Annotated in this window: 21 protein-coding genes and 2 pseudogenes; 8 read left to right on the forward strand and 15 right to left on the reverse strand. The window is 59.1% G+C overall.

The features are described from left to right. Positions 1-12 precede the first annotated feature (12 nt). From MO767_RS03460 to folE2, 7 genes and pseudogenes are all read right to left on the reverse strand, one after another. On the reverse strand, positions 13-894 hold the full coding sequence (locus MO767_RS03460; protein ID WP_282479419.1) for a His/Gly/Thr/Pro-type tRNA ligase C-terminal domain-containing protein: 882 nt from the start codon (positions 892-894) through the stop codon (positions 13-15). Positions 895-968: 74 nt separating this feature from the next. Continuing rightward, positions 969-1,121, reverse strand: a pseudogene (locus MO767_RS03465) (dihydroorotase); the annotation flags it as partial. Between the two features lie 2 nt (positions 1,122-1,123). Then, positions 1,124-1,684 (reverse strand): DapH/DapD/GlmU-related protein, encoded by a 561-nt coding sequence (locus MO767_RS03470; protein ID WP_282479420.1) that lies wholly within the window; start codon positions 1,682-1,684, stop codon positions 1,124-1,126. After that, the gene (locus tag MO767_RS03475; RefSeq protein ID WP_282479421.1) at positions 1,681-2,556 is read right to left on the reverse strand and encodes a metal ABC transporter substrate-binding protein; all 876 of its coding nucleotides are present in this window, start codon (positions 2,554-2,556) and stop codon (positions 1,681-1,683) included. The genes MO767_RS03470 and MO767_RS03475 overlap by 4 nt, the downstream gene beginning before the upstream one ends. An 11-nt stretch (positions 2,557-2,567) precedes the next feature. Beyond that, a complete protein-coding gene (locus MO767_RS03480) occupies positions 2,568-3,434 on the reverse strand; it encodes a metal ABC transporter permease (protein ID WP_129439839.1) in 867 nt (288 codons plus the stop codon). Further along, entirely contained in the window at positions 3,434-4,102 is a 669-nt protein-coding gene (locus MO767_RS03485; protein WP_149628547.1) for an ATP-binding cassette domain-containing protein, read from the reverse strand. The genes MO767_RS03480 and MO767_RS03485 overlap by 1 nt, the downstream gene beginning before the upstream one ends. Beyond that, the gene (gene folE2 / locus MO767_RS03490) at positions 4,099-4,995 is read right to left on the reverse strand and encodes a GTP cyclohydrolase FolE2 (protein ID WP_282479422.1); all 897 of its coding nucleotides are present in this window, start codon (positions 4,993-4,995) and stop codon (positions 4,099-4,101) included. Before folE2 ends, MO767_RS03485 begins: the two co-directional genes overlap by 4 nt. A gap of 86 nt (positions 4,996-5,081) precedes the next feature. Between folE2 and MO767_RS03495 the strand changes: the two are divergent. Beyond that, positions 5,082-5,747: pseudogene (locus MO767_RS03495) on the forward strand (N-acetylmuramoyl-L-alanine amidase). Here MO767_RS03495 and MO767_RS03500 read toward each other — a convergent pair. Beyond that, complete coding sequence (locus tag MO767_RS03500) at positions 5,744-6,121, reverse strand: glutamine synthetase (RefSeq protein ID WP_282479423.1); 378 nt, start codon at positions 6,119-6,121, stop codon at positions 5,744-5,746. The pseudogene MO767_RS03495 and the gene MO767_RS03500 sit on opposite strands and share 4 nt — an antisense overlap. A 143-nt stretch (positions 6,122-6,264) precedes the next feature. On the opposite strand from MO767_RS03500, the gene zigA reads away from it, so the two are divergent. Both zigA and MO767_RS03510 read left to right on the forward strand, forming a co-directional pair. Further along, a complete protein-coding gene (gene zigA / locus MO767_RS03505) occupies positions 6,265-7,473 on the forward strand; it encodes a zinc metallochaperone GTPase ZigA (RefSeq protein WP_282479424.1) in 1,209 nt (402 codons plus the stop codon). Further along, positions 7,473-8,123, forward strand: coding sequence for a DUF1826 domain-containing protein (locus tag MO767_RS03510; protein ID WP_282479425.1), 651 nt, complete (start codon positions 7,473-7,475; stop codon positions 8,121-8,123). Before zigA ends, MO767_RS03510 begins: the two co-directional genes overlap by 1 nt. Positions 8,124-8,127: 4 nt before the next feature. On the opposite strand, the gene MO767_RS03515 is transcribed toward MO767_RS03510, so the two are convergent. Beyond that, the gene (locus tag MO767_RS03515; protein ID WP_282479426.1) at positions 8,128-8,484 is read right to left on the reverse strand and encodes an NADH:ubiquinone oxidoreductase; all 357 of its coding nucleotides are present in this window, start codon (positions 8,482-8,484) and stop codon (positions 8,128-8,130) included. Between the two features lie 26 nt (positions 8,485-8,510). On the opposite strand from MO767_RS03515, the gene MO767_RS03520 reads away from it, so the two are divergent. Then, complete coding sequence (locus tag MO767_RS03520) at positions 8,511-9,482, forward strand: CobW-like GTP-binding protein (protein ID WP_282479427.1); 972 nt, start codon at positions 8,511-8,513, stop codon at positions 9,480-9,482. A gap of 1 nt (position 9,483) precedes the next feature. Here the strand turns inward: MO767_RS03520 and MO767_RS03525 are convergent, their stop codons facing one another. Beyond that, entirely contained in the window at positions 9,484-9,897 is a 414-nt protein-coding gene (locus MO767_RS03525) for a DUF3301 domain-containing protein (RefSeq protein ID WP_129439855.1), read from the reverse strand. Positions 9,898-10,017: 120 nt separating this feature from the next. On the opposite strand from MO767_RS03525, the gene pdxY reads away from it, so the two are divergent. After that, positions 10,018-10,890, forward strand: coding sequence for a pyridoxal kinase PdxY (pdxY, locus tag MO767_RS03530; protein WP_282479428.1), 873 nt, complete (start codon positions 10,018-10,020; stop codon positions 10,888-10,890). Between the two features lie 54 nt (positions 10,891-10,944). On the opposite strand, the gene MO767_RS03535 is transcribed toward pdxY, so the two are convergent. Next, positions 10,945-11,427: an acyl-CoA thioesterase gene (locus MO767_RS03535; RefSeq protein ID WP_282479429.1), complete on the reverse strand. Its 483-nt coding sequence runs from the start codon at positions 11,425-11,427 to the stop codon at positions 10,945-10,947. Positions 11,428-11,716: 289 nt separating this feature from the next. Here MO767_RS03535 and MO767_RS03540 point away from each other — a divergent pair, with 289 nt between their 5' ends. Further along, positions 11,717-13,480 carry a cation:proton antiporter gene (locus MO767_RS03540; RefSeq protein WP_282479430.1) on the forward strand — a complete coding sequence of 588 codons (1,764 nt, stop codon included), beginning with the start codon at positions 11,717-11,719 and terminating at the stop codon, positions 13,478-13,480. 21 nt (positions 13,481-13,501) lie between these two features. Here the strand turns inward: MO767_RS03540 and MO767_RS03545 are convergent, their stop codons facing one another. The 4 genes from MO767_RS03545 to uvrD all read right to left on the reverse strand — a co-directional run bounded on the left by MO767_RS03545 (position 13,502) and on the right by uvrD (position 17,777). Beyond that, complete coding sequence (locus MO767_RS03545; protein ID WP_150765327.1) at positions 13,502-13,909, reverse strand: SMI1/KNR4 family protein; 408 nt, start codon at positions 13,907-13,909, stop codon at positions 13,502-13,504. Positions 13,910-14,045: 136 nt separating this feature from the next. Further along, positions 14,046-14,918, reverse strand: a complete 873-nt coding sequence (locus MO767_RS03550) for a Tim44 domain-containing protein (protein ID WP_282479431.1) — start codon at positions 14,916-14,918, stop codon at positions 14,046-14,048. A gap of 178 nt (positions 14,919-15,096) precedes the next feature. Then, the gene (locus MO767_RS03555) at positions 15,097-15,537 is read right to left on the reverse strand and encodes an EamA family transporter (protein ID WP_282479432.1); all 441 of its coding nucleotides are present in this window, start codon (positions 15,535-15,537) and stop codon (positions 15,097-15,099) included. A 56-nt stretch (positions 15,538-15,593) separates the two neighbouring features. Further along, positions 15,594-17,777 carry a DNA helicase II gene (gene uvrD / locus MO767_RS03560; RefSeq protein WP_282479433.1) on the reverse strand — a complete coding sequence of 728 codons (2,184 nt, stop codon included), beginning with the start codon at positions 17,775-17,777 and terminating at the stop codon, positions 15,594-15,596. 256 nt (positions 17,778-18,033) lie between these two features. Here uvrD and MO767_RS03565 point away from each other — a divergent pair, with 256 nt between their 5' ends. Together MO767_RS03565 and hexR are read left to right on the forward strand one after the other, a co-directional pair. Beyond that, positions 18,034-20,907, forward strand: coding sequence for an EAL domain-containing protein (locus MO767_RS03565; protein WP_282479434.1), 2,874 nt, complete (start codon positions 18,034-18,036; stop codon positions 20,905-20,907). Between the two features lie 135 nt (positions 20,908-21,042). Beyond that, positions 21,043-21,909, forward strand: coding sequence for a transcriptional regulator HexR (hexR, locus tag MO767_RS03570; protein ID WP_008156648.1), 867 nt, complete (start codon positions 21,043-21,045; stop codon positions 21,907-21,909). Positions 21,910-22,096 lie beyond the last annotated feature (187 nt).

Here is a 22,096-nt window from a genome sequence, read left to right on the forward strand (position 1 = left end):
CAGACCCGCGCCCTACATGACCGTGTAGGCGCGGGCCTGATTCAACCACTCACACACCGTCTCAACGCTCATCCTGCCGAAATCCTCCCCAGTGCGGCTGCGCACACTGACAAACCTGCCTTCTACTTCTTTCTCCCCGATCACCACCAGATACGGCACGTGTTGACTGTGCTCGCGAATTTTTTGGTGGACTTTCTCGTGACGCAGATCCGCACGGGCGTGCAGGCCACTTCGACGCAATGCCTCGGTCACCGACTGCGCATAATCCGCCTGACGTTCGTCCATGCTGACGATCATGACGTGTGGCGGCGTCCGCCAGTTATCGAGCTCCTGTTGACAGGGCCAACACGTACCGTAAATCCGTTGCGGCAACGTACCGCTGATGTGGTCGAGGGTGAACGCTTGCAGAACTCTGGTCGCGGGAACATGCGGGCCAGCGGTCGAAGATTCGAAGTTCCCCAGGCGGTACAGCGATGTCTTTCCTTGACGGCGAATCGAGTGATTGGTCGCCGCCAGAGCCTGCATGCGAGCCTCGATCAGCGGCAGGTCCGTCTGCGTTAAGGATCGCTCGAAAGAAAACTCATGAAAGAACCCGTCGCCCAGCGCCGTGCCTGTGTGCAGTTGCACCTGTGGATGGAGTTGTTTAACGGCCATGGCCAGCATCAGTGCACAGGAGCGGCGCAGGATCTCCAGCCCATCGGGCTCCTGAGGCGTGACGATGCTGACCCGGGCATCGGCCTCGATCATGAACTCACAGTCCACCAGGATGCCGTCCACGCGACCTGCAACTGCTGCTTTTGCCAGTCCGGGTCCGATACTCGCGGCGAGTTCGTACACCGACAGTGGCTGGTCGTATTCACGCAATGAACCATCGCTCAGGGTGATGTGAATCATGTCGGTGCTCTCGAGTGCTAGCGCATAAACCGTAGTGGTAAACCCTGACAGTTGTCATTAAGACGTTTGTCGTGCCATTGCCCTTGTGCATCGATCTCCACGCCGGCATTTTCACCTTGGATGCTGCTGGCGATCTTCACGATTCGCCCGTTGCTCACCAACAAATCACCGTCAAACTCACGACCTTCGTTCACCAATCGGACATTGCGAATCAGCACGCTACTCATGGTCAGAACTCGTTCTGCAGGGCTTTGTAGCCGCGCACCAGGTCGACGTTGGTGCGCGCCACATCCTCGGAAAACTCCGAGGCGCTGACGCTCACCGATGGGAACTGCGACAGATCGGTCTTCGGGCCGATACGGGTGGTGGAGGGCACATAGAAGTCTTCGGGCAAGTCGCGACCATCGACCACCGAGTTGTGCCGGACCACGCAACCGTCACCGACTGCGCAGTTGAACAGCACGCTGTTGAACCCGATAAACACGCGGTCGCCCACCTTGCACGGACCATGAACGATCGAGCGGTGGGCGATGGAACTGAACTCACCGATGGTCACTGCCGCGCCGGACTTGGAGTGGATCACCACGCCATCCTGGATGTTCGAGTTGGCGCCGATGGTGATCGGCTCCATCTCGCCCGAGGCATCCACTTCGTCTGCTCGAATCACCGCGTAAGGACCGACGAAGACGTTCTCGCCGATCACCACTTTGCCGCAGATGATGGCGGTTTTGTCCACGTACGCTGACTCGGCAATCAGTGGCAAATGACCCGAAGGATTCTTGCGGATCATGGCTTGCTCAACGCGTCGTAGAGGGTGTTGAGGTTGTACTCGAATAACCCGACGAAGGTGCTGGCCGGCCCGGTCGCCGCCAACGCATCGGAGTACAACGTGCCACCGATGTGCGCGCCGCTTTCATCGGCAATCTGCTTGAGCAGGCGTGCATCCTTGATGTTTTCCATGAACACCGCTTTGACCTTGGCCTGGCGTATCTGGGTGATCAGTGCAGCGACTTCGGCGGCTGACGGATCGCGCTCAGTGGATAGGCCTTGAGGCGCCATGAAGTCGATGCCATAAGCCTGACCGAGGTAACCGAAGGCATCATGGGACGTCACGATTTTGCGATTGCCCGGTGGCAGCGAACCGAGTTTGACCTTGGCTTCGGCGAGCAGCGCGTAGATCTGTTTCAGGTAGACCTGACTGTTGCGTTCGTAGTCGGCTTTATTCGTCGGGTCGGCGGCGATCAGTGCCTTGGTTATGTTGCTGACATACAGCTCAGCGTTCGCCAGATTGTGCCAAGCGTGCGGGTCGGGAATCGTCTCGCCGTCCTCATCCAGGGAGCGCGGGATGACGCCATGGCTCGCGCTGATCACTGGCGCCTTGGTCTCGGTGCTGGTCACCAGGCGGTCCAGCCATGGCTCGAAACCCAAACCGTTTTTGATGATGAGTTTGGCCTTGAGCAACGCCTTGGCGTCGTCCGGTGTCGGCTCGTACGTGTGAGCATCGGCATCCGCGCCGACCATGTTGGTGATCTGGATATGGTCGCCGCCGACTTGATGGGTCATGTCGGCGAGGATGCTGAAACTGGTGACTACCTGAAGTTTTTCCGCAGCAGACAGCGACATCGACAGCAGCAAACTGAACAGCACGAGTAAAACGCGCATCGGGTAACACCTCATTGGGATGTGAGCAAAGGCGGGCGGCGCAGCAAACCGTGCACCGGCCCGAACACCACGGACAGCAGATAAAAACCGCCAGCCACCAGCACGATCGCCGGGCCACTGGGGAGCGAGTAGTAGAACGACAGCAACAGTCCGAGCCACACCGAGAGGCAGCCAAGCAGGGCGGCGATGGCCATTAACGTCGGCAAGCGACGACTCCAGAAGCGCGACGCGGCGGCGGGCAACATCATCAAACCGACCACCATCAGCGCGCCGATGGCTTGAAAGCCGATCACCAGATTTAGCACCACGAGGGTTAGAAATACGCCGTGAGCCAGGGGGCCGAGTCGGCTGACGGTTTGCAGAAAGAGTGGGTCCAGGGTGTCCAGCAACAGCGGTTTGTAGATGAACGCCATGGCGATCAGGCTGAAGCCGGAGACCCAGAGCATGCCCGTCAACGTCGGGCCATCGACCGCCAGCGCCGAGCCAAACAACAGGTGCAACAGGTCCAGGCGTTTGCCGGCGATGCCGAGGATTAGCACACCGCAGGCAAGGGAGATCGGGTAGATCGCAGCGAGGCTGGCGTCTTCCCGCAGGCCGGTGCGACGGGTGATCCAGGCGGCGAGTCCGGCCATGCCGAGACCGGCACCGAGGCCGCCGACGGTCAGCGCCGGCAGACTCAATCCGGCAAACCAGAAGCCCAATGCGGCCCCCGGCAGAATGCCGTGAGCCACCGCGTCGCCGATCAAACTCATGCGGCGCAGGATCAGAAACACGCCCAATGGTGCGGTGCTGCATGCCAGAACCAACCCGCCAAGAAGCGCTCGGCGCATGAACACGAACTCGTGGAACGGTTGCCAAAGATGAGCGGCAGCGAGCATCAGGCCACCCGCGCTTGCGGCTGTTGATGGATCAGATCAACGCTCGACCCGAGGACGCAGCCGGTGCTTTTGATCAGCAACGTTTGAGGAATGTGTTGGCGAACGGCGGCCAGGTCATGGCACACGATCAGCTGGGTTCGGCCTTCGGCATGCCAGGCGTGGATGTGTTTCCAGAGCAGTGCCTGGCCGAGCTCGTCGAGGGCGGCGTGGGGTTCGTCGAGCAATAGCAAAGGTGCGTCGGCGAGGCTCAAACGGGCGAGCAGGGAACGCTGTAATTCGCCGCCGGACAAAGCCATTAATGGGCGCTGTTCCAGTCCGCTCAGACACCAGTTTTCCAGCACGGCTTTGAGGCGTTGTCTGCGTATCTCGGGAGACTGCGTGCTACCCCAGAAACCGGCGGCCACTAACTCTTGCAGGCTGATGGGGAATTGGCGATCCAGATGTTGTTGCTGTGGAAGGAACGAGAGGCTGCCCTTGCGTGGAACATCCAAGATGACTTTGCCGGTCAGCGGTTTTTGCAAACCAGCGATGACTTTCAGCAGGCTGCTTTTACCCGAACCGTTGGCACCGATTACGGCGGTGAGACTTCCTTTGGCCAGTTCGAAATCCACGGGTGGAGTCAGTGGCTGGCCTGGTGCGCCCCAACGCAAGGCTTGGCAACGGATCATGCGGCCTCCCAGTTCCAGCGGCTTTCGGCGACGGCATCGTGGGCGTGGAGGCTTTCCGCGTGGACGACTCGTATGTGGAAGGCGTTGATGCCGGGGGAGCGTTTCAGGGCCAGGTTTAAACGTCGGGCGGCGTCTTCGCAGAACATCAGGTTCTGACCGTTGGCCAACGCGAAGGCTTGTTCGTCGGCGCGTTTTACGGCGGTTTGTACGGCGGTGCCGAGGGCTGCTTCGGCGTCGTTGATGATCGCGATCAAGGGCAAGTCATCCAGATAGTCATCCACTCGAAGCCGCAATCTCGCAGTGCTCCGCTGGCTGTGAGGCGTTGCGACGATGCCTTTTGTGGAGCCGAGCCAAGTCAACACGTCGGCGTGTTGCAGCGGCTTGTTGGCGAAGTCATCGACGAATTGCTGTTGAATCAGTTGCCGGGAAAGTGCGGCCGAACACGGACAGGTCGAGGAATAAGGCACGTCGATTTTTAGTTCCACGTGGAACATCGCGTTTTTCAAACGTGCTTCGATGCTCACTGGATAGGTTTTCCAGCCGGCCAATGGACTGACCAGCGCCGGTCTTTTGAGCAGTAAATCGGTGTGAATTTTTAAGTACGCGCTGTTGGACAGTCCTTTATGAGTCTTGAGGAAACTTTGCAAAACTCGCCGAAACAAGGCTGGCGTCAGGTTTTCTTGCTCGAGCATTTCAAGCGCCAAGTACAGCCGCGACATATGAATTCCGCGTGCCTCTCCATCATCGAGGCTAACGCCGGCGTCGGCTTTCGCACTCAGCCGTTGGCCATCGAACAAAACAGGAAGAGCAATGCCGCACATGCCCACCCAATCGAGTGGCAGGGCTTGGCGTGAGGCCTGCGCGGCGATATCCGGCAGAGTCAGCGCATTCATGAGCAGGTCCATCGTGGGAGTAGATTTCATATGTTATGTTATTACATTAAAATCAACCATGCCTTTTTCATGAACAGGCTTTCATCATGTACAGATGTCAGTTGTTGAACTTGATCCTGGCCAGTGCGGCCTTCGCTTTACCGTTCTGCGTCTCGGCCACACAGATTCGCAATGCGCGGCTCTGGCGTTCGGATGACAAGTTGCGAATCGTCCTCGACCTCAGCGGCCCGATGCAGCTCGCCAGTTTTCTGCTACCTCCTCGCTCGCAAGCACAACACCGACTTGTTCATCTCGGTGCATGCCGATGCCGCACCGTGCTTCGGTCTACTGCCTGTCCGAGGGTGGAGCAACCTCGGCGACGGCGCGTTTCATGGCGAAACGTGAGAACGGCGCAGACCTGCTGGGCGCTACCAGCCGGGGTAATTCTCGACATGTCGATGAACGCGACCATCGCCGCCAGTTTGCAGTTGGGCAGCACGGTGCTCGGCAGTCTGGCGGGCATCAACACGCTGCATCAGAAGCGTGTGGAACAAGCGGAATTTGCGGTGCTGAAGTCGCCGGACGTGCTGTCGATCCAGGTGGAAGCCGGCTTCATCTCCAACGCTCGCGACAGTCAACGATTGGTCAACGCGCACCATCAGCAGGCCGCAGCCGATGGCTTGTTCGAAGGGTTACAGCGCTATTTCCAGAAAAATCCGCCGGTAAACAGTTACATCGCTTGGCAGCAAGAGCAGAAGAAATCCCAGGCCTAACATCCCGCAATTCGGCTACAGGTGAACTTGCCACTGCTGCCACCGGAACTGGAAAACCGATTGATCGTGGTCCAGCCGACGCGGCGGTTGTAGCCGACCCAGGTCTCGCCATCGGAAGCGAGCCCAGTGAAGAACGTGAGTTGTCCGTAGCGACTGTTGGTCTGCGCCCAATGGCGTTTTCCGGCCGCTTCGAAGCCCCGCAGATAGATCGTACTGCCGACGGTGTTGACGCTGTAGGCGTTGCCATCGCCATCCACGCAGGCCAGCAGATTGGCGCTTCGGGTGCATTTGGCGAGGCTCGGAATTTGCGCCCAAGCGTCGACAGCGACCAGCAGTGAAACGCTCATCAGCGTTATTTTCAGCACTATACGCATAGGATTTCTCACGGACCGAACGGGCTTGAGCATCGTGCCCTTTGTCATCAGGGGCAAGAGGAGTGTGGCTTGATTACGTTGTTATACTATAACATAAGTTTAAGCCCGACACTGCGACCGGGCATCTCTGTGAGGAATACCTGATGCCCCATCGTCTCCCCGTGACCGTCCTGTCGGGCTTTCTCGGCGCCGGAAAAAGTACGCTGCTTAATTACGTACTACGTAATCGCGACAACCTGCGGGTTGCGGTGATCGTCAACGATATGAGTGAGATCAACATCGATGGCAGCGAAGTTCAGCGCGATGTCACCCTGAACCGCGCGGAAGAAAAACTGGTGGAGATGAGCAATGGCTGCATCTGCTGCACCTTGCGCGAAGACTTGCTGGAAGAGGTGAGCAAACTCGCCAAGGAGGGTCGCTTTGATTATTTATTGATCGAATCCACCGGCATTTCCGAGCCACTACCCGTGGCGGAAACCTTCACCTTCCGCGATGAAGAAGGGCAGAGCTTGGCCGACATCGCCCGGCTCGACACCATGGTCACCGTGGTCGACGGGATGAATTTCCTGCTCGACTATCAGGCCGCCGAAAGCCTCGCCTCCCGTGGCGAAACCTTGGGTGAAGAGGACGAACGCTCGATCACCGACCTGTTGATCGAGCAGATCGAATTCGCCGACGTGATTCTCATCAGCAAGATCGACTTGATCAGCAGCAGCGAACGCCAGGAGCTGATCGCGATCCTTGAACGGCTTAACGCCCAGGCGGAAATCATCCCGATGGTCATGGGCGAAATTCCCTTGGCGAAGATCTTGAATACCGGTCGTTTCGACTTCGAGAAGGCCGCTCAGGCGCCGGGCTGGCTACAGGAATTGCGTGGCGAACACGTGCCCGAAACCGAGGAATACGGCATCGCCTCGACAGCTTACCGAGCACGCCGACCGTTTCATCCGCAGCGCTTTTTCAGCTTCATCGACCGCCCGTGGGTGAATGGCAAACTGCTGCGCTCCAAGGGCTTCTTCTGGCTGGCCAGCAAGCACATGGACGCCGGTAGCTGGTCCCAGGCAGGCGGATTGATGCGCCATGGTTTCGCCGGGCGATGGTGGCGTTTCGTGCCGAAAACCCAGTGGCCGCAGGACGAAGAAAGTACCGCCGGGATCATGGAAAACTGGACCGCAACCACTGGCGATTGCCGCCAGGAACTGGTGTTCATCGGCCAGAACATCGACTTTGCGCAACTCACCAACGAACTCGACAGTTGCCTGCTGACCGACGATGAAATGGCGTTAGGCGTTGAGGGCTGGCGATTGCTGCCAGATCCATTTGGCCCGTGGGATGAAGAGGCGGCAGCCTGATGTTGGCACCCAGTCTGAAACTGCGGCCGATCATTTATCAGGTTCAAGGTGAGACGCCGCAAGCACTGACCCGAATACTGGACGATGGCGTAAACCTCGCCGTTTGGCGGCGCAAACAGCCGGCGCACATCGCTGATTTCGGGAGTTTGCTGCTGTCCCTCAACGAGCCGTTGGCCGAGTCGCTGGTCCTGGAACTGCCCAGCGATGACACCGAACCCAATCTTCACGGATTAGCCTCAGGTTTCAGCGATCTCGAAGGCTACGAAGGTTTCATCGCCGACGTCTCCTGGTTGGTCAGTGCGTTCACCTGTTTGCTGGGCGCCAAGCGAGTCGGTCTGCGCTTGCGGGTCCTGGACAAGGCCATGTGCCCGCGTTTCCATGTCGACCACGTGCCGGTGCGGTTGATCACCACGTACGCCGGCGTTGGCAGCCAGTGGCTGAAGGAAGGGGCGATGGATCGCCGGCAATTGGGAAAACCCGAAGCCGAGCCCAAGGTCGACTCGATGATCCAGCAAATCGCCAGCGGCGACGTGGCGCTACTCAAGGGTGAGAAATGGCACGGCAACGAAGGCTTCGGCCTGATCCACCGCTCACCGCAACCGGAGCCCGGTGAGCGTCGCTTGATTCTGACTCTCGACTGGCTGGGCTGATGTTTCAGGGTTTAAGCCAGGTTCCTTGGCTTTTGCTTTCGCAGAACGGCTGTAAAAACGCTGCATCGGTAGCTGTACCGTAATAGTGAATATCCAGCCGGTAAGGCATATTGGAGACGTTGGCATTGCTGCACACACCGAACGCGCCGGCAGGGCATTGGTCGACGTATTGCACGTCGACCGTCTGTCCAGGCAGGTTGGGCTGACAGAAACCTTCGGCGAACAGTTTCTCCGGCATGTTGCGGTTCTGCTCGCAGACTTTTACGGTGACTCGCTCTGACTTGCTTTGAACCAAGCAAGCCTGGGCCAGCACTTCGCCTGACATGAGCAACAGGACCAACGACAATCCCATCAACCGCATCCTTACCTCCTCAGAAACTTTCGACCATGTTGCAGAACATTCCCACTCACGTCATTGCTGGCCCTTTGGGTGCCGGCAAGACCAGTCTGATCAAGCACCTGCTGGCGCAGCGGCCGGCAAATGAGCGTTGGGCGGTGCTGATCAACGAGTTCGGCCAGATCGGCCTCGACGCTGCGTTGCTGACCCGGGACGCCGATGGTATCGCACTGGGTGAAGTGGCCGGGGGCTGTTTGTGTTGCGTGAATGGTGCGCCGTTTCAGATCGGCCTCGGGCGTTTGCTGCGCAAGGCGCGGCCGGATCGGCTGTTTATCGAACCCTCCGGGTTGGGGCATCCGGCGCAATTGCTCAGGCAGTTGAGTGAGGCGCCGTGGCAAGGCGTGTTGGCTGTTCAACCCTGCGTGCTGGTGCTGGACGCCCAGGCACTTGCTGCCGGCAAGTCGCTGCCGGTGGCGCAACAGGAAGCGCTGAACAGCGCCGGGTTGTTGCTGATGAATAAAGCCGAAAATATCGACGACGCTGATCGCCAACGAATCGCCGCACAGTTGCCGGCGCGTCCGTTGTATTGGACGCAGCAAGCCGCGTTGCCATTGAGTGAGTTACCAGGGCTTGAGGCTCAGGCTGTAGCGGGTGTGGATAACTTCGTTGCGCCCATAGGATTGGCACAGCTGCCAGCCATCTGGATCGATCCTGCGCTGCCAATTTGCTTGAGCCAGGAGCAGGAGGGCGGCTGGAGTGTTGGGTGGCGCTGGCATCCGAGTCAGACTTTCGATGCGACGCTCGTTGGCCGTTGGCTTGAAAGCCTTGCCTGGCAGCGGGCGAAACTGGTTATCCACAGCGTCGACGGTTGGGTTTCGGCGAATGCCCTGGAAAACTCGGTGCTGGACTGGCAGCCCAGCGAATGGCGGCGTGATTCGCGCATCGAGCTGATTTTCAGTGAGCCGCAGGATGTTGATTCATTGCAAAGAGATCTAGCCGGCTGCCGGTCGAGTCCGACTTGAATCAAGGACGCCATTTAGTGTGTTCTTGCCGCCACTGGCTCATCTCGATCACCTCAGCGCGCGGTTTCACTACATCGGTCACCGCAGGCGTGTCGTCGAACGGCATCGGGTAGGGCGCCAGCTCAATCTGCGCACTGTGGGCGCCGAACTGGGTGATGGTGCCGTTGTGACGGCTTTCACCGGTCACGGTGAATTCGAAGTTATACACACGGGCGAGGCGCCGCCGGCCATTGGCGTCTTTAATGAACGCAATCTTCTTCAAGGCCACGTTGCCGTCCAGCAGCTCGATTCCGAGCTTTGCGCAATGCAGCTTGACCCGCTCCAGCGCGCGCTCGCGCAAGCCATGGTTGTGCCATAACCACGCGCCACCGGTGGCAAGCAGCATCAGGACGAAGATATTTCCAAGGGTCAGCATCAACACGTTGCTCCAACAAGATAGTGTCAGCTTAACTGCGTCGCCGGTCTGTCGTACAGGCTGCGTTTAGTCGCATACTGCGCGGCTTGAATTTCAATCGTTTGACGGAAAACCCACCGCATGAAACGTACGCCCCATCTGCTCGCCATCCAGTCCCACGTGGTGTTCGGCCACGCTGGCAACAGCGCCGCGGTTTTCCCGATGCAGCGGGTCGGGGTGAATGTCTGGCCGCTCAATACGGTGCAGTTCTCCAACCACACTCAGTATGGCCAGTGGGCCGGTGAAGTGCTGGCGCCGCATCAGATTCCCGACCTGGTCGAAGGCATCGCTGCAATTGGCGAACTGGGCAACTGCGACGCCGTACTGTCTGGCTATCTCGGCAGTGCTGCCCAGGGTCGGGCGATCCTGACGGGGGTGGCGCGGATCAAGTCGATGAATCCCAAGGCACTGTATCTGTGTGACCCGGTGATGGGCCATCCGGAGAAGGGTTGCAGCGTGCCCGCGGAAGTCAGCGATTTTCTGCTGGAGGAGGCGGCTGCCGTGGCGGACTTCATGTGCCCGAACCAGCTGGAGCTGGACAGCTTTTCGGGGCGCAAGCCGCAATCGTTGTTCGATTGCCTGGCCATGGCGCGAGCGTTGCTGGAGCGTGGTCCGAAGGCTGTGCTGGTCAAGCATCTGGACTATCCCGGTAAACCGGGGGATGTTTTCGAGATGTTGCTGGTGACGGCCGAAGACAGCTGGCATTTGCGCCGTCCGCTGCTGGCGTTCCCGCGTCAGCCGGTGGGCGTCGGCGACCTGACCTCCGGACTGTTTCTGGCGCGCGTACTGTTGGGCGATAGCCTGGTGGCGGCTTTCGAATTCGCTGCGTCGGCAGTGCATGAAGTGCTGTTGGAAACCCAGGCTTGCTCCAGCTATGAGCTGGAACTGGTGCGGGCTCAGGACCGGATTGCCCATCCACGGGTGCGGTTCGAGGCGACGGCGATCAGTTTGTAACAACATGCGCGGAAAAAAATCGCAGCCTTTGCGCTGGCTGCGACTTTGTCGATATCAGGCGTCGTCCTTGATGTCCTGATAGCGCTTTTCCAGCTCCTGACGAATCTGCCGGCGTTGCTGGGCCTGCATGAAGCGGCGCTTGTCTTCGCTGTTCTGCGGTTGCAGTGGCGGGACAGCAGCCGGTTTGCGGTCGTCATCCACTGCGACCATGGTGAAGAAGCAGCTGTTGGTGTGGCGCACCGAGCGCTCGCGGATGTTTTCGGTCACCACCTTGATGCCCACCTCCATGGAGGTGTTGCCGGTGTAATTGACCGAGGCCAGAAAGGTCACCAGTTCACCGACATGAATCGGCTCGCGGAAAATCACCTGGTCCACCGACAGGGTCACCACGTAGCGGCCGGCATAACGGCTGGCGCACGCGTAGGCCACTTCGTCGAGGTATTTGAGCAAGGTACCGCCGTGGACATTGCCAGAGAAGTTGGCCATGTCGGGGGTCATCAATACCGTCATCGACAGTTGTGCGTTTCCGGGTTCCATAGCGTTCTCACGGTTCAAGGCAGAATTTCGGGAGGGCGGCACCTCTGCGGGTGCCTCGTCAGCTTTTTCAAACCAACAGTTATCGGGACGCCGGGCGGGTGGCTGCCGTCACGCCTGGATCGATCTGTTTCCATATATTGCACCGCCTTTCTGCCGGAAGTCGCGGTGTTACCCTTCAAAAGCCCCTTCTCAAGGGCAATTCTCACGCGGGAAGTGGATTTTTTACCTTGCTCGAACAGACCTTTCCCACGTCTGTCGTTTGAGCAATGTCACCCAAGGAGCCCACACCATGCACGCCATCAGTTTTATTCAGGACCTGGCAGTGATCATGTTGATCGCGGGTGTGGTGACCGTGCTGTTTCATCGCTTCAAACAACCGGTGGTACTCGGCTACATCGTCGCCGGATTCATCATCGGCCCGCACACCCCGCCGTTCAGTCTGATCCACGATGAAGAAACCATCAAAACCCTCGCCGAACTCGGGGTGATTTTCCTGATGTTCTGCCTGGGCCTGGAGTTCAGCCTGCGCAAGCTGTTCAAAGTTGGCGCCACCGCGTTCATCGCGGCGTTCCTGGAAATCGTGCTGATGATCTGGATCGGCTACGAGATCGGTCGCTGGTTCGACTGGAACACCATGGACTCGCTGTTCCTCGGCGCGATCCTGGCGATTTCCTCGACCACCATCATCGTCAAGGCGCTCAACGATCTGAAAATGAAGAACGAGCGCTTTGCCCAGCTGATTTTCAGCGTGCTGATCGTCGAGGATATTCTTGGTATCGGCATCATCGCCTTGCTGTCGAGCATCGCGGTCAGCGGCACGGTTAGTTCCGGCGAAGTGTTTTCAACGGTCGGCAAGCTCTCGCTGTTCATGATCGTCGCACTGGTCATCGGCATCCTGCTGGTGCCACGATTGCTGGCTTACGTGGCGAAGTTCGAAAGCAATGAGATGCTGCTGATCACGGTGTTAGGCCTGTGTTTCGGCTTCTGTCTGCTGGTGGTCAAACTTGAGTACAGCATGGTGCTCGGTGCCTTCCTGATTGGCGCGATCATGGCTGAATCCCGGCAGTTGCTGAAAATCGAGCGCTTGATCGAACCGGTTCGCGACCTGTTCAGTGCGATCTTCTTTGTCGCCATTGGGCTGATGCTCGATCCGATGATTCTGCTGCAATATGCGTGGCCGATTGCGGTGATCACCGTGGCCGTGGTGCTGGGCAAAATGTTCTCCTGCGGCCTTGGCGCCTTTATCGCTGGTAATGATGGACGCACCTCACTTCGAGTCGGGATGGGGCTTTCGCAGATTGGCGAATTTTCTTTCATCATCGCGGCGCTGGGCATGACGTTGCAGGTCACCAGCAACTTCCTTTACCCGGTCGCCGTTGCCGTCTCGGTGATCACCACGTTGCTGACGCCCTACCTGATCCGCGCGGCTGATCCGCTGTCGGTCAAGCTTGCCGCGGTGATGCCGAAGCGACTGGGCAGGGTATTGGGGATGTACGGCGAATGGCTACGCAGCATCCAGCCTCAGGGCGAGGGCGCGTTGCTGGCGTCGATGATTCGGCGGATTCTGTTGCAGGTGGGGGTCAATCTGGCGCTGGTGATTGCGATCTTCTTCTCGGGTGCTTTTTTCGCCGAGCGCATGTCCGCTTACCTGCAAGACTGGATCAGCGACCCGAGTTGGCAGAAAGCGTTGATTTGGGGCGGGGCGTTGCTGTTGTCGCTGCCGTTCCTGATCGCCGCCTATCGCAAGCTCAAGGCGCTCTCGATGCTGTTGGTGGAGATGGGCGTGAAGCCGGAGATGGCTGGCCGCCACACGCAGCGAGTGCGTCGGGTGATCGCCGAAGTGATCCCGATCCTCTCGCTGCTGGTGATTTTTCTACTGCTGGCAGCCTTGTCGGCCAGTATTCTGCCGACCAACAAGTTGCTGGTGCTGATCGTCATCGTCGCGGCCGCTATAGCGGCGCTGCTCTGGCGCTGGTTCATCCGTGTGCACACGCGGATGCAGGTGGCGTTGCTCGAAACACTGGACAACCACAAGGATTCGTCCTGGCATTAACCCTGTGGCGCGTTAGACGTCTCAGCTTTCCAGCCAGACATCCCGCGCCCAGTGCCACACCGATTCCCAGGTTTCTTCGGCGATCAGCTCTTCTTCGGCCAACCACAGCACCACGGTGCCGTCTTCTTCGACCAGGTAGTAGTTGTCACCGTCCTGGCAGATCGGAATCATGCTGCGATCAATACCCGCATCCCAGGCGTTGGCGGCAACGTCCGGCAGATAGGTGTGGGATTGTGGGTCGGTAACGGTCACCGGCTCCAGGCTGCCGTAGACGACGTCGCTGACGGTCAGCAAAAACTCTCTGAAGACAAACGGAATGTCGATGAACAGCTGTTCTTCGATTTCCACCAGCTGATCTTCGTCGGGCAACTCCAAGGGGACCGGTACCGGTTCGTTGGCTTCACGCAGTTGTTCGATGATTTCTTCCACGTCCGGGATCCTCTTGCTTGATGGCGCGGTTTAGTTGGGGCGGTTTATACAGTAGCTCGCTATAGATGCAACTGCGAAATAGAAAACCCCAGCCAGGGCTGGGGTTTTCATTACAGCATGCTTAACGCGGGAGGGATCAGCCGTTCTGGCGGATACCGGCGACTAGCCAAGGCTGGTTTTCGCCCTGCGGACGTTCCATGTTCCAGCTTTCGCTGAACACTTCGCCCTGGTCGAAACGAGAGGTCTTCGACACACCGGTGAAGGTCAGGGTGGCGATGGTCTTGTCGGCACGATCATCCACGCCGTCCAGTTGAACATTGAGGTTATCAATGTAGGTGGACTGGAAACCGTCGCCCAGATCGGCACGTTCGCGCTTGAGGAACTCCAGCAGTTGCGGGGTCACGAACTCGGCGATCTTGTCCATTTCGTTGGCGTCCCAGTGTTGCTGCAGGGACTGGAAGTGGTTGCGGGCTGCTTCAATGAAGTTCTTTTCATTGAACCAGGCCGGAGCGTTGATCACCGGACGAGCGGCAACCGGTGCTGCCGAACCGCCGAAGATCGAACCGCCAGCAGGCTTCTGTTCGAACACTTCACGCTGTATCGGTGCGCCAGCTGGAGCCATGTGCTCCTGCTGCTTGCGACGACGAGCGGCGATGAAACGGAAAATCAGAAAGGCGATGACCGCCATGATCAGGATGTCGAAGATCTGCATGCCCTGGAAGCCGCCGCCCATGAACATGGAGGCCAACAGGCCACCGGCAGCGATACCGGCCAGAGGGCCGAGCCAGCGCGAAGCACCACCGGCCTTGGCAGCAGCGCCCGCGGCACCGGCCGCACCGGCAGTGGCAGCAGCACCGCCTACGCCAGGAGAAGAAGGAGCCATTTGGCTGGTCTGGTGAGTCGGCGCAGCGCCGGAGCTCTTACCGCCACCAAAGCGCTTGGCGTTGGCGTCGAGGCTCATCGTCAGGCCGATGCACAACGCCATGGCGATGCTAAGAAAACGTTTCATAAAGGGAATTCCCATTTGTGGATGGCACGCGCGCCATGTTGCACAGCTGAAGTGTTACTGGCTAGCGGCAGAGTGTTTCGGGCTTTTGCCTGACAGGTTGCGTTCAGCTTCAGTCAGCGCAATAAGGCCTGTTAACTTTGGTCCGTAGGATAGGTGGATAAGTTCTGTAGGAAGGGGCCTAGCGGCGCAGCGCCAGCATGGCCACACCGGCTGTAATCAGGCCGATTCCACCCCATTGGCGCAGGTCGAGTTTTTCGCCCAGCAGGATCACGCCGAGCACCGCCACCAGTACCACGCTGAGCTTGTCCACCGGAGCGACCAGTGAGGCCGGCCCCAGTTTCAGTGCGCGGAAGTAGCAGATCCACGAGGCACCGGTGGCCAGTCCCGACAGCAGCAGGAACAGGTAGCTCCTGGCAGAGATCGATCCTAATGACTGATATTGGCCCGTGGCGTACAAAATCAAGGCCAGGCTGACCAAAACCACCAGGGTACGCAGTAGGGTGGCGAAGTCGGAGTTGACGTTTTCGATACCGATTTTCGCGAAAATGGCGGTCATGGCGGCAAAGGCTGCCGACATCAGGGCCCAGAATGTCCAGGAAGAAAAGAAGCCTGAGCCCATGCATATTCCTCTGTGTAGGTCGTTCCCATGCAGAGCCTGGGAACGATCAGGCCGTACTAAATGGCTTCCAGCTTCGCATAACCCAGCATCAGCCACTTGCTGCCTTCGCTGAAGTTCACCTGCACCCGGGCCTGAGCCCCGGCACCTTCGAAGTTCAGGATCACGCCGTCGCCAAACACCGAATGCCGTACGGCCTGGCCGAGGCTGAACCCGGTATCCGGGATCTCGCTACCGCCAAACAGGCTGCTGGAGCTCTGCTGCTGGCCACCGCCGAACGGACGGCTGACGCTGTTGGACAGCCGCACTTCCTGGATCAGGCCTTTCGGCACTTCACGTACGAAACGCGACACCTTGTTGTAAGTCTCGCTGCCGTACAGGCGTCGGGTCTCAGCATAGGTCATCACCAGGTTCTGCATGGCCCGGGTGATACCGACGTAGGCCAAACGGCGCTCCTCTTCAAGACGACCCGGTTCTTCAAGGCTCATCTTGTGCGGGAACAGGCCTTCTTCCATGCCCACCAGGAACACGTAAGGGAATTCCAGACCTTTGGCGCTGTGCAAAGTCATCAACTGAATGCTGTCTTCGTGCTCGTCGGCCTGAGTATCTCCGGCCTCCAGCGACGCGTGACCGAGGAACGCCGCCAATGGCGTCAGGTCTTCGTCTTCTTCAGCGTTTTCGAAGTTGCGCGCGGCGCTGACCAGCTCCTCAAGGTTTTCTACCCGGGCCTGGCCTTTCTCGCCTTTTTCCGCTTCGTGGTAGGCGATCAGCCCGGACTGCTCGATGACGGTCTGCGTCATCAGATGCAGCGGCATTTCCATGCACTTGGCGGCGAGGTTCTCGATCAGCTCAATAAATGCGCCCAGCGCGCCAGCGGCACGGCCGGTCAGGCCTTTGTTAGCCACCAGCAAGCTCATGGCTTCCCACATCGACACATCGCTGTGACGGGCATGGTCGCGGATCGCTTCAACGGTTTTCTCGCCGATACCGCGGGCCGGAACGTTGATCACCCGTTCCAGCGCTGCATCGTTGCCACGACCTTCCAGCAAACGCAGGTAGGCCATGGCGTTTTTGATTTCTGCCCGTTCGAAGAAGCGCTGACCGCCGTAGATTCGGTACGGAATGCGCTCACGCAGCAAGGCTTCTTCCAAAACGCGTGATTGGGCGTTGGAGCGGTACAAAATCGCGATATCGCTGCGGGCCAAGCCGGTTTTCAGCGCGCTTTCGATGGTTTCCACCACGTAGCGTGCTTCATCGTGTTCGTTGAACGCGGCGTACAGGTTGATTGCTTCGCCTTCGCCGCCGTCGGTCCACAGTTCTTTGCCCATGCGCCCAGTGTTATTGGCGATCAGGGCGTTGGCCGCTTTAAGGATGCCGGCGGTGGAGCGGTAGTTCTGCTCCAGACGAATGGTCTCGGCATCCGGGAAATCGTCGGAATACTGATAGATGTTCTCGATTTTCGCGCCGCGCCAGCCGTAGATCGACTGATCGTCGTCGCCGACCACCATCAGGCTGTCGCCGCCCTTGGCCAGCAGACGCAACCAGGCGTACTGCACGGCGTTGGTGTCCTGGAACTCGTCCACCAGAATGTGCCGGAAGCGCTTCTGATAGTGCGCCAGCAGGCCCGGATGATCGCGCCACAGATCGAGGGCGCGCAGCAGCAATTCGGAGAAGTCGATCACGCCAGCGCGCAGGCACGCAGCCTCATAGGCTTCATAAATGCTGCGCATGGTTGCCAGGAACAGGTCGCCGCTGGCTTGAATGTGTTGCGGACGCAGACCTTCGTCTTTCTGCCCGTTGATGAACCATTGGGCCTGACGGGCCGGCCAGCGTTGTTCGTCCAGGCCCAGCTCGCGGATCACCCGCTTGACCAGCCGTTGCTGGTCGTCGCTGTCGAGAATCTGGAAAGTCTGGCTCAGGCCGGCTTCCTGCCAGTGCGCCCGCAACAAGCGGTGCGCCAGGCCGTGGAAGGTGCCGACCCACATACCGGCCGGGTTGATACCCATCAACTGCTCGATGCGATGGCGCATCTCGGCAGCGGCCTTATTGGTGAAGGTCACCGACAGGATGGAGTGGGGCGAGGCGTTTTCGACCTGGATCAACCAGGCGATACGGTGCACCAGCACTCGGGTTTTACCGGAACCAGCACCGGCCAGGACCAACTGACGACCCACGGAGGCAGCTACGGCCTGGCGTTGGGCATCGTTGAGGGAGTTCAGCAGAAGGGAGAGATCATCGCGCATCGGGGCATTCTAGGGGGCGGCGTCACACCGGGCAAACCCTGCATTGTTTTAGCCGATGAAAGATAGGTGCAGGACGACCGGTCGGTCACTGGCTGCAGGTGTTGGCGGGGCTCGCTTGGCTGCTTTTACACGGGGCCAGCAGTCGATACTTTGGTCTATTTATGATCTGGGGCAGTTTGGTCCGGGCATTTGCTTGTGTATGCTCCGTCGACGTTTCGGGCGCATGCTCACCATTATAAGAACAAGAACATTGCCTATGACCCTCAGCACCGACCTGTCGGGCCCCGTTGTGGAGCCCCGGGTTATCCGCAAACAGTACGCCATGGAAATGGCGGTCGAACGCACGCGTCTGCTTTATCAGGGCTCGTTGCTGCCCACGTTATTCATGTTGATCAACGGTCTGGTCTGCGCTGGCTTGCTTTGGAGTCCGCAGCGTTACTTCCTGGTCAGCGTCTGGCTGGTGTGGCTGTTGTCGCTGGTGGCGTTGCGGGTGATTCAAGTCGCGGCCTTCGATTCGGCGATACCCAATCGTCAGGCCCATCCGATTTGGCGCCGCATGTTTTTGCTGGGGTCGGCCATGACCGGCCTGACCCTGGCTGGCGCCGGCATTGCCCTGGTACCCGCCGATAACTTCATGCAACAAGCCTGGGTGTTCGGCCTGATCGGCGCCGCAGCGCTTTCGGCCAGCGTTGCCTACGCGGTCAGCCTGCCGGCGTTCCTGTCCTTTACCTTGCCCTGTCTGTTGCCGGCCATCGGCTATCTGTTCTGGGGTGGCGATGAACAAGATCAGGGCTGGGGCTGGTTCGGTCTGATTTTACTGGGCGCGTTGAGTGTGGTCGCCTGGCAGGTCAATCGGCTCATCGATAGCGGACTGTTGCGGCGCTTCCAGAATCAGGCACTGATCGAACACTTGCAGCAGGCCCAAAGCAGCAGCGATCAGCTCAATCAAAAGCTGGGCAAGGAAATCGACCAGCGCCGTCGTGCCGAAGACGAACTGCGGCAAATTCAGATCGAACTGGAAAGCCGCGTTGCTCAGCGCAGCCTGGAGCTGGACGCCGCCAATCAAGCCCTGAGCAAGAGTGAAGCGCGTCTGGCGCTGGCGTTGAAGGCCAGTGAGCTCGGGTTGTGGGACTGGAACCTGCAAACCGACGAAGTCCATCACACCCATCTACAGGAACTGTTCGGCCTGGAGCCGGAATTTGTGACGGCGATGCTTCGCCACCTCAAGCCGCGCCTGCACCCCGATGACTTGCCGTCGCTCAAGCGTGCGCTGGTCGAGCATTTGAAGGGCCGCAGCGAGGACTACCAGATTGAGTACCGCGTGCGCCACGGCGATGGCCACTGGGTCTGGATCGAAGACCGTGGTCGAGCCGTTGAGCGCGGCGAAAATGGCCGAGTGATCCGCATGGTCGGCACCCGTCGCGACATCAGCGTCAGCAAAGGTCTGGAAGAACAGCGGCAATTGGCCGCGACGGTGTTCGAAGCCGCCAGCGAAGGCATCGTGATTTTCGATCCGAATTACGCGCTGATCGCGGTCAATCAGGCCTTCAGCCGAGTCACCGGCTATGACTTTGAAGACATGATCGGACGCAACGTGGTCGAGTTGCCGTGTAGCCGCGATGCCCGTCGACACTACGGGGCGATTCATCAGGCGCTGGAGCAGCACGGCAGTTGGCAGGGCGAGCTGGTAGAAACCCGCAAGAATGGCGAGTTGTATCCGCAATGGTTGCAACTGAACGCTGTGCGCGATGCTCGAGGAAATGTAAGCCATATCGTGGGCTTCTTCGCCGATCTATCGGCTCGGCGCGAATCTGAAGAGCGCATGCGTTACCTGACTCATTACGACGAATTGACGGGTCTGGCTAACCGTTCACTGTTCCGCGAACGACTCAGCGAGGCCCATCAGCGGGTGCGTCAGGGCGGCCACCGCAGTCTGGCGTTGCTGCACATCAATCTGGATCGTTTCAAGCTGCTCAACGACAGCCTTGGCCATGAAGTCGCCGACCAGCTCTTGCAGAAGATGGCCCGGCGGCTGGTCAATGCATTGCCTGAAGCAGACACCATCGCTCGTTTATCCGGCGATGAGTTTGCCGTGTTGTTCAATGCCTACGGCAACCTGTCGAGTCTGGCGCGAGTGGCGACCCGACTGTCGAACAAGCTGCGTTTGCCGATCACTGTCGAGGGCCATGAACTGGTTGTTAGCGCGTCCATGGGCATCAGTATGTTGCCGGACAACGCGCGAGAAATTTCCGCGCTGGTCCATCAGTCAAATATGGCCATGCAGCACGCCAAACACTTGGGCGGAAATAACTTCCAGTTCTACACCGACAGTCTGCAAGCCAGCACGCTGGAGCGCTTGCAGCTGGAAAATCAGCTGCGTAAGGCTATTGAAGAGAAGCAGCTGAAGGTGTTTTACCAACCGAAGCTGTGCCTCGCCACGGGCCGCCTGAATGCCGCCGAGGCGCTGGTGCGCTGGGATCACCCGACCATGGGCCGTGTGCCGCCGGGGGACTTCATCGGCCTGGCCGAGGAAACCGGGTTGATCGGCCCGATCGGCGAGTTCGTATTGCGTCAGGCCTGCTGGCAAGCCTGTGAGTGGCAGCGTCAGGGGCTTGAACCGATTCGGGTGTCGGTCAATCTGTCGGTGCATCAATTGCGTCAGGGCAAACTGGTCAGCCTGGTGCGTCAGGTGCTGGAGGAAACCGGTCTGGCGCCGCATTACCTCGAGCTGGAACTCACCGAAAGTCAGTTGCTGGACAGCGTTGAACACATCATCGCGACCTTCCAGCAATTGCGTGATTTGGGGGTTAAGTTGGCGATTGATGACTTTGGCACCGGGTACTCGTCCCTGAGCTACCTCAAGCGCATCCCGGTGGATTACGTGAAGATCGATCAGGCGTTTATCCGCGGTCTGGGGGAGGGTAGCGAGGATGCGTCGATCACCCGGGCAATCATTGCCATGGCGCACGGCTTGTCGCTCAAAGTGGTGGCCGAGGGTGTGGAGCGGACAGAGCAGTTGGAGTTTTTGATAGCCGAGCACTGCGATGAAGTACAGGGCTATTTGATTAGCCGCCCGGTCGAGGCCGAAGGCCTGGCAGCACTGTTGCGTGCGGACGCGAAACCCTTATAGGGGCTACATGGAGCGCATGTGGCGTGAAATGGGGACATCGAGTTACGCATTGAGCAGGCAAAAAGCCGATTCATGTAGTATAACTACAAGCGTGCTACATCCCCGGCACCTGCCAATAACAAAGAGTCCAGCCCTTTGAATCTGCTGCAACACATCGCCCAGTCACGCCACCTCTTACGCAAGTCGGAGCTCAAGGTCGCCGACCACGTGCTGCTTGATCCTGCGGCGGTGATGCACAGCTCCATGGCCGACCTGGCCCACAACGTGGGCATTAGCGAACCGACCATCGTGCGGTTCTGTCGCGCCATCGGTTGCTCCGGCTTCCAGGACCTGAAGCTGAAACTGGCACAGAGCCTGGCTGCCGGCGCGAGCTTCGGGCAGTTCGCGATTCATGAAGACGACTCGGTCGCTGACTACAGCCTGAAAATCTTCGACACCACCCTGCACACGCTGATGGAGGTTCGCGAGAAGCTTGATCCAGTGGAGTTGCAGCGTGCTGTGTCGCTCATGTCGCAGGCCCAGCGAGTCGAGTTCTATGGCTTTGGCGCGTCGGGTGCAGTGGCGGCCGATGCCCAGCACAAGTTCTTCCGTTTGTTGCTGACGGCGGCGGCGTATTCCGACCCGCACATGCAGGCGATGTCGGCGGTCACGTTGAAACCGACCGACGTGGCGATCTGTATTTCCCAGTCCGGGCGTTCCAAAGATTTGTTGATCACTGCCAACCTGGTGCGCGAGAGTGGCGCTTCGCTGATTACCTTGTGCCCGAGCCAGACACCGCTGGCCGAACTGTCGACCGTCAACCTGGCGATTGATGTGCACGAAGACACGGAGATCTATACACCGCTGACCTCGCGCATTGCCCATCTGGTGGTGATCGACGTGTTGGCGATGGGCGTGGCCATGGCGCGCGGGCCGAGCCTGGTCAATCACCTCAAGAGCGTCAAGCGCAGCCTGCGCAGCTTGCGGCTGTCGCCTAAATCGGTAAAAGCGCTGGACGATTGATTCTGCTGGAAGGTCGTACCGACCTTATCGCGAGCAAGCTCGCTCCCACATTTGACCGCGTTCTCCTGTGGGCGAGCTTGGTCCGGGCGGCGTTCCGACGATGGCGTCCTGGAAAGCGCCGAAAATTCATATCCCTGTAACCCGCCCGCCGCCAAACCGTCATCCCTCGCGCCTATCTTGAAACTCC

The sequence above is a fragment of the Pseudomonas sp. UYIF39 genome, from assembly GCF_029963765.1.
GTDB lineage: Bacteria > Pseudomonadota > Gammaproteobacteria > Pseudomonadales > Pseudomonadaceae > Aquipseudomonas.